The following is a 14,509-nucleotide window of genomic DNA, read 5'->3' as shown; positions in this document are numbered from 1 at the left end:
GTCACCGCGACCAACGTGGCAACCAACGTCGAGAACGTGGGCGTCACGAGCGATGCCGGTGTCTATCGCATTTCCGCGCTGACGCCTGGGACGTATCACGTGCGCGCTGAGCTCGAGGGCTTCAGGGCCAGTGTGGTCGAGAACGTCGTCATCAGCGTGGCGCAGACGGCAACGGTGGACTTCGCGTTGGAGGTGGGCGAGCTCGCGGAATCAGTGACGGTCACCGCCGGCGCCCTGCTCGACCGCGGCAGCGCCGAGATCCGACGCAGCGTCTCGCCCGATGAGTTCAAGAAGTGGACGGTCCCTGTGAGCGGTGATGGCCTGCGCCTCCCGCAGGACTTCATCTTCCGCAATCTTCCCGGCTCGGTCGGCGGATCGTTCCAGGGATCGATCAACGGCGGCCAACAGTACTCGCACGAGATCGTGCTCGAAGGCATCTCACTCGGTCGGTGGGATCTGACCGGTGGGTCGAACAATGAGTTCACACCGACGGCTGATGCGATCAGCGAGTTCAGCGTGCAAACCGGCACCATCGGCGCGCAGTACGGTGGCACGCAGACCGCGGTGGCCAACTTCGCGCTGAAGTCGGGCACGAACCGGCTCGAAGGCGGTGCGTACTTCTATTATCAGGACCGCAGCCTCACCGCGACCCACGCGCTCGACAACTTCTTGGGGCGTGAGAAGCCGGCGCTCAACATGAAGAACAGTGGCTGGACGCTCGGCGGTCCCGTCGTCTTGCCAAAGCTCTACGACGGCCACAACAAGACCTTCTTCTTCGCATTCTCCGAGCACACGCGGCGAACAACAGCCTCCACGAGCGGCTTTCGGACAATGCCCACGGAGGCGATGGGGGCGGGCGACTTCTCGGCGCTCCTCGATCCGCGCTTCACGGGCGACCCGCGGTCGGGTACCCAGGTCGGTGTGGACGCGCTCGGCCGGCCCGTCATCTTCGGCCAGCTCTACGATCCACGGACGACGCGCCAGCTGGCAGACGGAACGGCGGTGCGCGATTCGTTTCCGGGCAACCGTATTCCACGCGATCAGTGGAGCACCGTCAGCCGCTTCGCTGTTGACGAGCTCCCCCATCCGGATCCCGACCTTCCACGGTTCCTCGACAACTATCCTGGTCTCGGTGGCCAGCCCAAGCTCGACGTCAACAACGTCGGCACGAAGCTGACGCACGTGCTCACCCAGCGGCACAAGCTGAGCGGCTTCTTCAACTGGAACCGGCGGCCACGGTTCAACTCCTCGTTCAGCTATTTGCCGGCGCCCGGCTCCGCCTCGTCAACGTGGCAACTGCAAGAGGTCGGCGGCTACATCGTGCGCCTCAGCGAAGACTGGACCATCGGCAGCGACAAGTTCAACCACGTGGTGGTCGGCTACAACCGCTTCGAGAATCCCAACCGGTCGGTCGTAGCCGACCAGGGATGGGCGGACCAGATCGGCTTGGGCGGCGTCACCGAGTCGCACTTCCCGCAGATCAGTTTTACGGGCGAGGCCGTGCAGGGCGGCGACCTGGCACGCCTCGGCGTGTCCCTCAACGACTTCACTGTCAATGAAAGCTACATCGTTTCCGACACGTTCACGTGGCTGAAAGGACGCCACACGATTCAAGTCGGCGGCGAGGTGCGCCGGTACCGGCTCAACAACCGGTCGCAGAACAACACGTCCGGCACCTTTGCGTTCGGTCCTGCGCAGACCGCGCTGCCAGGCTTCGACCTCCAGACCGGATTCTCGTTTGGGAGCTTCCTGCTCGGCGCCGTTGATAACGCCAGTCGCAACGTCATCACGACCTCACCCGGGTTCCGCCAGTGGTACGTTGCGTCGTTCGTGCAGGACGACTGGAAGCCGACACCCAGGCTCACCGTCAATCTCGGGTTGCGATGGGAGATCCCGACGGCCATCACGGAGGCGCACAATCGGTTGTCCGGGCTCGATCCGACGCTGCCCAATCCGGGTGCTGATGGCGTGCCCGGCGCGCTCGTGTTCCTCGAAGATCTGGGCAGGCGCTCGTTCCAGGAGACCTACTACCAGCAGATCGGGCCGCGTGTCGGCGTGGCCTACGGCCTCACCGACAAGCTGATCCTCCGTGGCGGATACGGTCTCACGTTCGGCGCACCGGTGTTGAACTTCGAAACCCCGAGCATCGACGGCTTCAACGCGGGTCAGGGCTTGGTGTCCGGCACGGCCTCGTCTGGCGTCCCACAGGATCCGGTTCTCTATTGGGATGCGGGTTATCCGGCGTTCGAAGCGACGCTGCCGAACAAGGACTCGGCGCTCCGCAACGGGCAAGGGATCCAGTTCACTCCATCCGATTCGACGGAGCAGTCGCGCACGCACAACTGGAATATCGGATTCCAGTACGAGCTCCCGTGGCGGAGCGTGCTCGAGCTCGCCTACGTCGGGAACAAGGGCGAGAACCTCTGGTTCGATAGTGCAGGGCGTCTCAACCAGAACCGTCCCGAGGTCCTGGCGATGGGTGACACGCTGCGAGAGCCGCTCTCAGACCAGGTGCCGACGCCGTACCCAAGCTTCACCGGCACCGTGGCTCAGGCGCTGCGCCCGTTTCCGCAGTACACCGGTGTTGGGACGTTCCTCGCGAAGGGCGGCCGTTCCCGATACGACTCGCTACAAGCGACCGTGACCAAGCGGCTGAGCGAGGGCTTCAGCTTCCTCGCGGCGTATACGTGGTCGAAGGCCATGACCAACACCGACTCGCAGCTCAGTGCCGGCGCGGTGAACGTGTACGACATCGACGCCGAGTACTCCGTAGCGTCGTTCAACGTTCCGCACTTCCTCAAGCTGACCTGGGTCTACGACCTGCCGTTCGGCGAGGGGCGACGGTTCATGGACCGCGGCGGTCTGCTCAACACCCTGCTGGGAGGCTGGACGATCACGGGCGTGCACAACTACCGGTCCGGATCGCCTCTCGGCATCACCAGCAGCATCAATACGGACACGACAATGTTCGGTGGCGGTATCCGGCCGGACGTGGTACCAGGCGTCGATGTCGTCGTGGACGAGGGTGGCGTCGACTTCGAGAACGGCACGCGCTACCTCAATCCAGACGCCTTCGTAATGCCACCTGTGACCGCGGGAGGCGTGCCGCTTCGGCTCGGCAACAGTCCGCGCCTGTTGGAAGATGTTCGCGGTCCAGGGCGAGCCTCCGAGGACTTCGGTCTGCAGAAGCGGTTCGCGCTCGCAGCCGGCGTCAGCATCGACGTACGCCTGGACGCCTTCAACCTGTTCAACCGCGCCGGGCGCGGCAACCCGAACACCAACTTCACCAGCCCCGACTTCGGCCTCATCAACGAGCCGGCGTACGGGCCCCGATCGCTGCAACTGATGGCGCGCGTGAACTTCTGAGAGCACGCGTCGCCAGGCGAATGGGCGGGGTTGGCGTCCCGCGCTCCATGGAGAGAGGACATGCAACGTCGATCGTTCTGGAAATCACTTGCGGCAGCGGGAGTCGTCACCGCGGCCCAGCCAGTAGTGCCAACCACTACGGCACGAGGAGCGAGCCGCGGGCAGGCAGACCACGGCGAAGCCAATCGTCTTGGCTGGTTCCGAGAGGCCAAGTTCGGCATGTTCATCCATTGGGGCCTGTACGCCATCCCCGCGCGAGGGGAATGGGTGCAGTTCCACCGCGGCATATCGGGTCCGGAGTACGAGAAGTATGCCGCCCGGTTCAATCCCACGAAGTTCAATGCGCGCGAGTGGGTAGCGCTCGCCAAGGAGGCAGGTCAGAAGTACATGGTGTTGACCACCAAACACCACGATGGCTTCTGTATGTGGGACTCGAAATTGACGGACTACACCATTGTCAAGGCGGCACCGTTCGGCCGCGATCCCTTAAAGGAGCTCGCCGAGGAATGTCGTCGTCAAGGCGTGACATTGGGTGTCTACTATTCCGTCAAGGACTGGCATCACCCGGAATATCCCACACTCTACACGCGCAGAGAGAAGAAGCATCCAGACGGCTTTCACGGCTTTCCCAATCCGAAGGCCGACTTCATGAAGTATCTCGATTACATGCAGGGCCAGTTGCGGGAGCTGATGACAGGCTACGGGCCGATTGGCACGCTCTTCTTCGACTGGTATGGCGATGCATTCGAGAGTGAGCTAGAACGCCGGCGCGCTCAGGAGATCGTCGACATGGTCCACGAGCTGCAGCCGACCTGTGCCATTAACAACCGGCTTGCGGGCATCGGCGCGGATTACGGAACGCCGGAGCAGCAGATTCCCGAGGGCGGTGGTGAAACGGCATTCGAAGTCTGCATGACAATCGGTCGCAGTTGGGGCTACAGCAGGAACGACGAGTTCAAGGATGGCAAGACCATCATTTTCAATCTCTCCGATATCGCTGGCAAGGGCGGCAATTACCTGTTGAACGTCGGTCCCACGGAAGAAGGCTTGATACGCGACGAGGAGGTGCGCACGCTCAGGGAAGTCGGTCAGTGGCTGAAGGTGAACGGTGAGGCCATTTACGACACGACGCCCGGTCCCAACATGCGTTGGGAGCAGAGCGTCAAGATGGTGACACGAAGACCAGGGAAAGAGTACCTGCACGTTGTCGACTGGCCGCAGGATCAGAGAGTCTTCTACTTCGATTTCAGGCATCGTCTGAAGAAGGCGTACTTGCTGGCAGACCCGGCCCAGGCCGACTTGAAGGTGGACGTGTCCCGCCGAAGCCTGATGATCCATGTTCCCCCGGAGCCCCCGGATCCGGTCAACAGCATTATCGTCTTGAGTTACGACGAACGACCCAGTTGATATGACAGCACCTCACGTGATGCACCTGCGCAGCGCCATCGTCTCCATTCCACTGCTCGTATGCGCGAGCGTTGCTCTCGTGGCCGAGCACAGGGAGAGCGTTCGGGCCGGTCAGGATGATCCGGCGTCCGCCGCATATGAGCTCGTCTGGTCGGATGAGTTCGAGCCTGATGGCAAGCCGGACCCACGGAACTGGACGTATGAAACGGGGTTCGTGCGTAACCAGGAGCTGCAGTGGTACCAGCCAGACAACGCGTGGTGCGAGGACGGATTACTCATTATCGAGGCGCGACGCGAACGCCGAGCGAACCCTGAATACGAACCGAACGGTACCGACTGGGCGAGCCAGCAGCAGTACGCCGAGCACACGTCCGCGTCGCTGACATCGCGCGGACTCCATAGTTGGCAATATGGTCGATTCGAGATGCGGGCGAAGATCGACACCCGCCCCGGATTGTGGCCTGCGTTTTGGACACTCGGCGTGGAGGGTCGATGGCCTGCCAACGGAGAGATCGACATCATGGAGTACTACCGCGGCATGCTGCTGGCCAACGTCGCATGGGCCGACAATGCGAGACGTCCTAAGTGGGACGACACGAGGAAACCGATCACTGAGCTCGGGGATTCCGCCTGGGCCGACAGATTCCACGTCTGGCGCATGGATTGGACTGAAGACGAGATCCGCCTGTACGTGGACGACGTCCTGCTGAACGCGATTCCGCTCGCAGAAACGTCCAATGAGGATGGGTCTGGAAAGAACCCGCTTCGACAGCCGCACTACATCATCCTGAATCTCGCCGTCGGAGGAACCCAAGGGGGTGATCCGTCAATGACCCAGTTCCCCGCGCGCTACGAAGTGGACTACGTGCGCGTCTACCAGACACGCGCTGGAGTGGGCGCACGGTGAAAGCCAAGCGTCGAGCTACTCGTATCTGAGCGCCTCCATCGCATCGATTCTGGTCGCGCGGCGTGCAGTCGTCCCCTCAATCCCGCGCGCGATATCGATTTTCTATATCACCAATCGTTGTCTTGGTAGCCCTGTCAGCAGGAGAAGACTTGACACGCCGCCTATACCACGAGTGTTATCGTGTTGATGACTTCGCGTGAGAAAAAGGAACCGGGTACGTTTTCGGTGAGGGCGGGAACCTTTTCGGTGCGGGCAAGACGCACGCTGCTTGCGACGCTCCTCAGCACACTCGTCGCCTGCGCGCCGCTCTACATCGCGCCGAGCCAGCGCACGCCGGCGCAGGCGGAGCCCACGTCAGCCACCGAGGGGGTCGTCTACGCCTTTGGCGACATGGGTGCGCCGACGCCGGGCCTTGCCGACGTGACTGCCGCCATGGCCAAGGAGCTGGCCGCCGACCATGCCGGCGGCCACGTCAAGGAGTCGCCGCTGCTCCTCGGCTTGGGAGACAACCTGTACGAGGTCGGGCTGCCTCGGCCTGGGACCGGCGACACGGCGCCCATCAGACGGCTGGGTCGCATCGCCGACCTCCTCGCGAGATGCCGGTTCGGCGGGCGCCCGGCACCGCTCGTCCTGGTTCCAGGCAATCACGATTACGGAGATCGGGCACTTCCACGCGATCGAGACGAGGGCGACATCACACGTTGGTACTATCTGGATGATCTGGGAATCGGCGGCGTGTCGCACTGGACGATGCTGCCAGGCGAGCGGCCGAAGGAAGCGGGCGATGCGGCCAAGCTCTACGAGCGCCTGTATGAAGCGCCGGAGCGGCTGTCAGAGTTCATGCGGCCGCGCCGTATCCCGCACACGCCTGCGTCGCTCGCCATCGTCGCTATCGACAGCCAGCTATTGATTGATCTTTTCGCAGCCGGCAGAGACGACCTCGCGGCACGCTATCTGGAGGCGCTCGATCGCGAGCTCGCGCGAGCCGCATCGGCTCGCTGGCGCCTGGTCGCGACGCACCACCCGGTCGAGTCGTACGGGGCGCATCATGTGACGATGCCGGCGCGCTTTCTCCTAGGACCAGGCTGGCGTCAGTTCCGCAGCCCGTGGGAAGTCGTGCTGGCGATCCCGCCGCTCGGGACGCTGGCCACGACCGTGCGCTGGGCCATCGCCTCGAACCAAGACTCTCACTCGTCCGCGAACCGTGCCTACCGCAAAGCCCTGCTGGAGCGCCTCGAGCGGCACCACGCGGCGGTGGTGCTCTCCGGTCATGATCACAACTCGCAGCTCATCGAGCTCGACGCGCCCGGGGGCAGTCGGTCAATACTGCAGGTGGTGAGCGGTGTCGCTGCCAAGCTCGATCCGGTCACGCGGGGGAACGGTACGTTGTTCTACCATTCCGGCTACGGATACACGCGCCTTGCCGTCCATGCCACGCACCTGGAGATTGCGTTCAAGGACCGCTCCGGCGCCACACTGTTTCGGTATCGGGTGGCTAGTAATACTTTGTCAGCCGGCGAGGGGGATGTGATCGGCGACCGCTTGGAGCGCGCGCTCGTCACCGGGCGACACGAGCGTCAGCGCGGTGCCGGTGCTGAGGGCGCGGCCGGTGCGGCCTACTCGGTGCACGTACGCGTTTGAAGAATGCGGCACGTCGTAGTTGATCACGTGCGTAATGCCATCGATGTCCAACCCGCGCGCCGCGATATCGGTGGCAACGAGCACTCGATACTGTCCCGAGCGAAAGCCCTCCACGGCGGCCATCCGCTCTCGCTGTGTGCGATCGGCATGCAAGGCAGCCGTGCGGATGCGCCGGCCGGCCAGGGCGCGTGCCAATTGCTCTGCGCCGCGCCTGGTGCGCACGAACACGAGGATTGGACCGGTCTCGTCCCGCAGGAAGCGAACCAGCCAGTCGGTCTTCTGGCCCCTCGGCACGTGCTCGACCGCGTGTGTGATCGTGCGGGCCGCGGCATTGCGCTGACCCACCTGCACGAACGCCGGCTCACGCATGATCGCGTTGGCAAACTGCATCACCTCGTCCGGCATGGTCGCTGAGAAGAGGAGCGTCTGACGTTCCCGCGGCAGGGCACCGACGATGCGCCGGACATCGGGCCAGAAGCCCATGTCGAGCATCCGGTCGGCCTCGTCGAGCACGAGCACCTCGAGACCGTCAAACGACGTGCCGCCCGAGCGCATGTGGTCGATCAACCGGCCGGGTGTTGCCACGACCACCGGCACGCCGGCGGCGAGCGCACGCACCTGAGGATCCATGGGAACGCCTCCGTACACGGCCATGCTGCTGATGCCGGCATGGTAGCCGAAGCCTTGCACGTCATCGTCCACTTGGACAGCCAGCTCACGCGTGGGTGTGAGAACCAGTACTTTCGTCGCGCCCGCGTGACCAGAGAGCGACTGCTGTAGCAGGCGGTCCAGGATAGGCAGGACGAACGCTGCCGTCTTCCCGGTCCCGGTCTCGGCACAGGCCACGAGATCGCGCCCTTCACGAATCAGTGGCAGGACGGCGGTCTGAACCGGCGTCGTGTGCGAGAACCCCCGATCGGCAATGCCGAGCTGCACCGCCGGGTCGAGGCCAAGGGAGTCGAAGGCCAGCGGCGGCTCGGGCGGGGCCGCTTCGGGCACCAATGTGAGCGCCGGCGCCTCGGGACGTGCCCGCCGCGAGCGAGGAGCGGATGACGAAGAACGAACGGTGCGGCGCCGTCGGCCGCGAGGAAGAGGATTGGTCTGTAAGGTCAAGCGAAATCAACTGCGGCCCAAGGAAAGCGGTGTGGATTCAGCAGAAAGGCGGGAATCAACACGAGATCGGAGCCGGGCGATCTCACGGCATTATGTCACGACGAGCTCGTCCCGTCCAGCAGGGTCGGAAAACGGGGGCTGTCCCCGTTTTTTACGTTTTTCCCTGTTTACCTGGACGCCGGCGGGTTGCGGTACACGTCGTCGAGGGGCAGCGAGCAGGACAACGACTGCAAAAGTGCTGCGCGGAGCACGTTACCGGCAATCGCGGCATGATCGGGACTTCCGCCGGCCATCGCCCACACCTGTCCGTCGAGGAACTCGTGTTTGACGAGCGGGCTCAGTTCCTCGAGCTTGGTGTCGACGTTGTATGACGCCAGCCAGAAGTCCTCACCGCGCGGTGTCTGGAGGTCGTACCAGATGGTCTTGCCATCGGCGCCCCAGAACTCGTGTCCGAAGATCTCCATGGCCATCGTGCGCGTATGGATCTTGGTGACGTCGGTATCGTCCGTGCGGATCGTCCAGATGCGATCCACCTTGTGCCAGGGGCCCTCGTGGCAAAACATCAGTAGCGTGGGATCCGTCGGAGAGAACAGCAGATGATTGAGCCAATCATTGCTCCGGTGGATGGTCTTGACCTCGCCGGTCTCGATATCGACCGTGAAGAGACCCATTGGGAGGCGCGCAGCCCAGCGCTCCTCCATCATCTGTCCTTTGTTGCGCGGCTGGTCGAGCGAATGCCCCTGCTGAGCGGCGGCCTGCCGGCCGCGGCGGCTCGGCGTGGGGCGCCGGTTGTTGTAGTCCTTCCCGTCGCCCTCGATATACGTGCCGGCCAACAGCGTCTCGTCGGCGTTGACGGTGTCGATCGATCCCCGTGGGGGCAGCGTGGCAATCTTGCGCGTTTCGCCGGTATCCACGTTTGTCGAGTACACCGCCTCGTCACGCGTGTAGTAAATTCGCGGCGTCTTCCGGCCAGCGTCGACCATTCGTGCTCGTCCTTTGACCACCTGCCGCGCCTCACGGGTCGTCAGATCGAGCACCGAGATGCCGTCGGGCGTCGTATAGACGAGACGGCTGCCATCGGCGGTGTAGCCATTCTGGTTGAAGTAGAGGCTCGCACTCCCGGGCTCGCTCGTGAGCCGTACCACGCGGTGGCCCGTATCTGGATCGATCCAAGATGTGGGCGGCTCGTCGCTGGCCTGCAGCAACACGCTGGGCAAGGCCAACAACAGGATGACAAAGATCCGTTGATGCATGGTTCTCCCCATTAGTTTCAGTGACGAGTGGCGAGTGACGAGCCGCAGCTTCGCGGCGCTCCGGCTGACGACGCAGGATTGAGGGCGCCCCGTTTCATGTCGTCAGACGATCCAGTGGGTACACCCCACTCGTCACTCGTCACTAAAACTGAATCCGCGCCTTGACTTGTACCACGCGCGGTGTGTTGACCTGCCGGCCGACCTGGCCAAAGCTCTCGTTGGTGATGTTCGTCTGAATGTCGCCAAACACCACGGTGTTGAACACATTGAAGACCTCCGCGCCGATCATGAGCTTCACCCCTCCACCGATCCGGAAATCACGGCGCACGCTGAGGTCCTGATTGTAGAAGCTGGGGTTTCTCAGATCGTGCGCGAGCGTCCGTGATGTGTTGCCATACGTGAAGGACGCCGGTGAGACGAACGCGTCGCGGTTGATGTACGACGGCGGATTCACGCCAAGGACATCGCCGTCACCGTAGTCACCGTTGATGCGCACCGAGCCCGAGAAGTCCGGATTGAAATCAGCGTAGCACGTGCCCGCGCTCGGCAGGTTGCACGCCGCCTCAATCGGCCCGAGCGGACGGCCGGATCGAAACTGCGTAATGCCCGAGATCTGCCATCCGCTCGCGATTGCCCGCACGAGTGGATTCGCGCTGCCCGGCTGCCCTTCCCCACCAAACGGGAGATCGTAGACAACGATGGCGTTCAGGACGTGCGGCTGATCGTTGGTCCCCACGGCCCAGTCGGGCTCGCGGTTGTAGCCGCTGCGCACGCTCAGATCGTCCTCCGTTCGACTGAGCGTGTAGTTGAAGCTCAGAGTGAGCCCATGGAACTGCCGCTGGTCGACCGTGATCTGCAGCGAGTGATAGTTGGAGCGCGCGACGTTGCCGTACACGTCGGTCACACTGCTGTACTGTGGGAAGGGCCGGAGCATCTGTGCGATGGTGCCAGAGAACCCTTCGTAAGGCAGGCCGATGTCCGGCACGATCGCCCGCGCGGTCGAGATGTTCTCTGGCGTCGCCGGCTCGGTGAGCAGGTTGCCCAGCGCCAAGAATCTCGGATCGAGCTGATTCGAGAGGAACCCTCGGGCTCGTCGACGGGCCGTGGCGTTGTGAGGGCTCGAGCTTGTTCGTTCTCCAACGATTGAACACCAGCGGTCCCCCGGATACACCGACAATCAGTCGATACAGCGATATTTCGCAGAGCACACCACTCAGTCATAGTGCTGCTCACGATAACCAGCACACCGTCAATCGCTTCTAGCTACTTTCCGGCGTTGTGCAGAGGAAAACGGCAGGGTCAAGAGAGATCAATGGAGGCTCACCGAGTGCGTCCACATCTATCGCCCAGACGTGGCCGTCGAGCGTCTGGACAAACCGCTGGAACTGTCCGGGGAACCGCTTCTACCAGGATTCCTTCTTGATCTGCGACCGGTCTGGCAACTCCCAAGCGTTGGATCCGCATCATCGAGATAACTACGGCAACTGCACCCGAACGCCGAACTACCGCCGGTCGATGGTGCTCACTGGCAGCGATCGATCGACTTCTTCACGTTCCTGCGGACTTCACACCGCGGCGCGTCCTCGAGCTCTGCCAGGGCCTCGAAGCCTGGCTGGAACGATCTTCCCTTCGTGCGTGGAGCGCCCACTACGCCGCCCGGCTAAAGAAGAACACACGGCGTCAACCTCTTCCTCGTCAGTAGCGCGCGCGACGATTCAGAGATCGATTGCCACGACCTCGTGGTCGAGAATCGATGGCACGGTGAGCTCGACCGCCCCTTCCGACTTGGCTATTGGGGGCGTGCCGCCGTGCACCAGCAAGCGCACCTCTCTGGCCTGCGCAACCTCCGGGAGCTGCACCCGAACGCGCTGCGCCCCCAGAGGAATCAGCTCCCGGTACGGGCCCTTCATGGTCATCGGGTTGGTGAGATTGACCAAATGGACGGTGAGTGAGTTGCGCTGGCGCCAGACGGTGACGTCGAGCAAACCGGGTCCGCTGACGGTCACCGGCGGCTCCTCGTTCATCGCCCAGTGAACGACGTTGCGAAGCAGATGGCCATGGTCGACGCACATGACTTCCCAAAAGGTGCGATCGACATCCCAGGGAAAATACGCCACGCGCGCGGCACCCTGCTCCCGCAGCAGCAGCGCCGGGATGTCGGTGTGCGGCACGCGCGGGAACACCTTCTCCATCGGTAGGTCTGGATAGGAGGGCACGAGCGTCAGGGGCGGGTCCGCCGTGTCGTCGAGGCGGGCCACGTCGATCCATCCAACGCCGTTGATGATGCGGCCCGCGTCCTCGAGGCCGGCGAGGACCGGGTGGGCAGAGGTGGAATCGCGGCCGGCTTCCACCGTGAGGTAAGAATTCTGCTGCGGGCCCTCGGGGCCTTTCTTCCAGCTGGCGCCGAAGAGATCGGCGAGACCAAAATCTGCACGCCGGACGCCCCACTCGTCATAGAGCGACGTCTCGAAGGTGGCGATGACGCTGCCTCCCCTGGCCACGAACGCTCGGATCTGGTCGCATTGCGCGTCGGACAGCGCGGCGATGTTCGGCAGGATGATCACCTTGTACGGCTCCAGATGAGCCGCGTCGAGCAGCCGATCGTGCACCATCTCGAAGGGCACGCGCGCCTCGACCAGCGCGTGATAGAAGCCGAGGATGTGATCCTCGACCTTCTCGCGGGCCTGCTCGCCACCGTAGAACAGCCCGGTCTGCTGCGAATAGACGAGCGCGACGCGCGCCAGCGATGCTTCGTTCCGCAGATAGCGCTCATGCTGGTAGTGCCACTCGTACATCTTGGCCACCGGCTCGAGCCATCGACGGTCGTAGAGCGTGCCTCCGAACTTGGTGAACCAAGGCCGCGTGCCGTTTGCGGTGCCTTCCGCAACCCAGATCCGAATCTCCGCCTCGTTTTGCACGGAATCCTTCCAGCGATACGGCTCTTCGACCCCGACGCTGAAGATACCGGCAGTCGCCTTCTGGCCGAGCGTTGCGCGATACTCCTTGGCCGCCTTCCCATTGGACCAGGGAGCCGCGAGGCCACGCCGCGCCTGGCGATCCGCAAACAAGGTCGGCGCCAGCTCGCCGATCGTCTTCATGTCGAGCGAACTGAGCGCGCCGCCGCCTGCATTGGCAATGAACCGCGCCTCCGGGTTCTGCCGCTGGATCGCCTGATCCCAGACGCGCCACAGCTCGAAGAGCCGCTCCTGTCGCCACACGATGTAGGCCCGGCGAGCTGGATCCTGGGGATTCGACGTCCGCGGAAGATCCAGGCCGGTCGCCGTCTTGAAGTTGCGCTCGCAGTGCTCGCAATAGCACATGCCAGAGCCTGCCCAGCGGTTCGAGAAGATGCCGTCCACGTGATACCGGGAGACGATCTCGTCGTGCACCGTGGTCATGAGGTCGAAGGTGTACGGCCCGAGCGCGCAGGTCACCCACATCTCCGGCGAGGCCCAATGCCGCCGCTTGCGCCCTTCGGCGTCGACGGCAATCCAGTCGGGATGCGCGTCGTACACATCCTGGTGCACGGCGTGCGGATCGGTGCGCGCGATCACCACCATGCCAAGCTCGCGGCAACCGGTCAGGAGCTCCCCGAACGGATCGCCGTCTCCCATCCACGCGCTGCGGTGGTGCAACGGGACGCGCGTGGGGTAATACGCCACACAGCCGCCGGCGCTCAGGCAGGCAGCGTCAGCATGCAGCCTCTTGAAGTAGTCGAGCCAAAACTGCGGGTCGTACCTCCCTGGATCGTTCTCGACCAGCGTGAGCTGCGCCCATCGCATCGGCCGGTCGAACCAGCCTGGGTCGGATCGCGCGTCATCGTCTCGAGCCTCCTGGACCGCCGCTGCGGCAGGTGATGTGAAACCCGCCGCGGTTGTGACAACCGCGCCAGCGAGAAACTGCCGACGCGAAAGATGTTGGACCGTATCGCGCTCGTTCATGGGGTGTCCGATAATCCCGGCAGCGCTCGACCTGAAGGTCGGGCCTACATCTGTGCCTCGAGAGACGAATGCTCATTTATGCGGCCAACCGGTCAGGCAGTCAAGGCCTCTTACCTCGAACCTCGCACCTTCCGCCGCGTCGTGCTCGGGGGCATCGGCGTCAGCAGATCCAACCCGAGCGGCGCGCGGGGCGGCGTGAGCAACGGTTCGTTGAGGAACGTCACGAGGGGCGCCACAGCCTCGAAGACCCCCAGGAGCGCCGGCAGGAAGCGTGGGCTCGTGGCAAACGCGGCGGGATACTCACGCCCAGCCAGAAACTGCTTCAACTTCAGGTATTCCGCAGCCGGGTGATCCACGCTGAAACCGCGCGGGACACGCTGCAGGCGCTCGCCGCTCACCCCGCCCGTCCGGCGCGCCAGGCGAGGTGAGTCGACAATGGCGCGAAAGCGGTCGAGGTGAGCGGCAATGTGCTCGCGAATGCGCAGGAGCTCGCGCGACTGAGGTCGATAGATCCCTCCGCCGGCCCAGACGTGGCTCGGCGTCACCTCGACATACAAGCCAGCGCCATTCTTTTTCGACAGGCCGCGTGACGGGAAGACGGCAGAAACGTACGTCTTGAGCGGCGATTTGTCCGCGCTGAAGCGCGTGTCGCGATAGATCCGGTAAAGCGACTCGCGGGGAGACGCGACCAGATCCGGTGCAAAGCGCTGCAGCTCCTCGGCCAGCCGCTCGATGAGCGCCACCATCGGCGCGCGCACGGACCGCTCGTACTCGTCGCGATGGGCCTTGAACCAATCTCGATCGTTGTTTCGCTTCAACGCGCGAAGGAACCGAAGCGTCGCTGGGGTGAAGATGCTGGGCATAGCCCCTTTCCGTCCTGG

Annotated in this window: 9 protein-coding genes (1 of these 9 only partly in view); 4 read left to right on the top strand and 5 right to left on the bottom strand. The window is 63.7% G+C overall.

Going from position 1 to position 14,509, the window contains the following annotated elements:
• From GEV06_07400 to GEV06_07385, 4 genes are all read left to right on the top strand, one after another.
• Nucleotides 1-3,366 carry the 3' portion of a hypothetical protein gene (locus GEV06_07400; GenBank protein ID MPZ17720.1) on the top strand. The gene continues 120 nt to the left of window position 1, outside the view, so 3,366 of the gene's 3,486 nt are visible here — the last part of the coding sequence; the start codon falls outside the window, past its left edge; the stop codon is at nt 3,364-3,366.
• 60 nt (nt 3,367-3,426) lie between these two features.
• Entirely contained in the window at nt 3,427-4,773 is a 1,347-nt protein-coding gene (locus GEV06_07395) for an alpha-L-fucosidase (GenBank protein ID MPZ17719.1), read from the top strand.
• Nucleotides 4,774-4,792: 19 nt separating this feature from the next.
• Nucleotides 4,793-5,680 carry a family 16 glycosylhydrolase gene (locus tag GEV06_07390; GenBank protein ID MPZ17718.1) on the top strand — a complete coding sequence of 296 codons (888 nt, stop codon included), beginning with the start codon at nt 4,793-4,795 and terminating at the stop codon, nt 5,678-5,680.
• Nucleotides 5,681-5,860: 180 nt separating this feature from the next.
• Nucleotides 5,861-7,321: a hypothetical protein gene (locus GEV06_07385; protein ID MPZ17717.1), complete on the top strand. Its 1,461-nt coding sequence runs from the start codon at nt 5,861-5,863 to the stop codon at nt 7,319-7,321.
• On the opposite strand, the gene GEV06_07380 is transcribed toward GEV06_07385, so the two are convergent.
• The 5 genes from GEV06_07380 to GEV06_07360 form a co-directional block, all read right to left on the bottom strand.
• A complete protein-coding gene (locus GEV06_07380) occupies nt 7,190-8,434 on the bottom strand; it encodes a DEAD/DEAH box helicase (GenBank protein MPZ17716.1) in 1,245 nt (414 codons plus the stop codon). The two genes, GEV06_07385 and GEV06_07380, sit on opposite strands and share 132 nt — an antisense overlap.
• A 167-nt stretch (nt 8,435-8,601) precedes the next feature.
• Complete coding sequence (locus tag GEV06_07375; protein ID MPZ17715.1) at nt 8,602-9,687, bottom strand: oligogalacturonate lyase; 1,086 nt, start codon at nt 9,685-9,687, stop codon at nt 8,602-8,604.
• 142 nt (nt 9,688-9,829) lie between these two features.
• The gene (locus tag GEV06_07370; GenBank protein ID MPZ17714.1) at nt 9,830-10,738 is read right to left on the bottom strand and encodes a hypothetical protein; all 909 of its coding nucleotides are present in this window, start codon (nt 10,736-10,738) and stop codon (nt 9,830-9,832) included.
• 664 nt (nt 10,739-11,402) lie between these two features.
• Nucleotides 11,403-13,628, bottom strand: coding sequence for a hypothetical protein (locus GEV06_07365; protein MPZ17713.1), 2,226 nt, complete (start codon nt 13,626-13,628; stop codon nt 11,403-11,405).
• A gap of 110 nt (nt 13,629-13,738) precedes the next feature.
• Nucleotides 13,739-14,491: a TIGR02453 family protein gene (locus tag GEV06_07360; GenBank protein ID MPZ17712.1), complete on the bottom strand. Its 753-nt coding sequence runs from the start codon at nt 14,489-14,491 to the stop codon at nt 13,739-13,741.
• Between the last annotated feature and the right edge of the window lie 18 nt (nt 14,492-14,509).

The sequence above is a fragment of the Luteitalea sp. genome, from assembly GCA_009377605.1.
Lineage (GTDB): Bacteria > Acidobacteriota > Vicinamibacteria > Vicinamibacterales > Vicinamibacteraceae > WHTT01.
This window is presented reverse-complemented; position numbering and strand designations above follow the sequence as displayed.

What these genes read in the sequence shown, in the direction of transcription:
- GEV06_07395 (MPZ17719.1), top strand. Translation starts at nt 3,427, where the DNA reads ATGCAACGTCGATCGTTCTGGAAATCACTTGCGGCAGCGGGAGTCGTC.
- GEV06_07390 (MPZ17718.1), top strand. Translation starts at nt 4,793, where the DNA reads ATGCACCTGCGCAGCGCCATCGTCTCCATTCCACTGCTCGTATGCGCG.
- GEV06_07375 (MPZ17715.1), bottom strand. Translation starts at nt 9,687, where the DNA reads ATGCATCAACGGATCTTTGTCATCCTGTTGTTGGCCTTGCCCAGCGTG.
- GEV06_07365 (MPZ17713.1), bottom strand. Translation starts at nt 13,628, where the DNA reads ATGAACGAGCGCGATACGGTCCAACATCTTTCGCGTCGGCAGTTTCTC.
- GEV06_07360 (MPZ17712.1), bottom strand. Translation starts at nt 14,491, where the DNA reads ATGCCCAGCATCTTCACCCCAGCGACGCTTCGGTTCCTTCGCGCGTTG.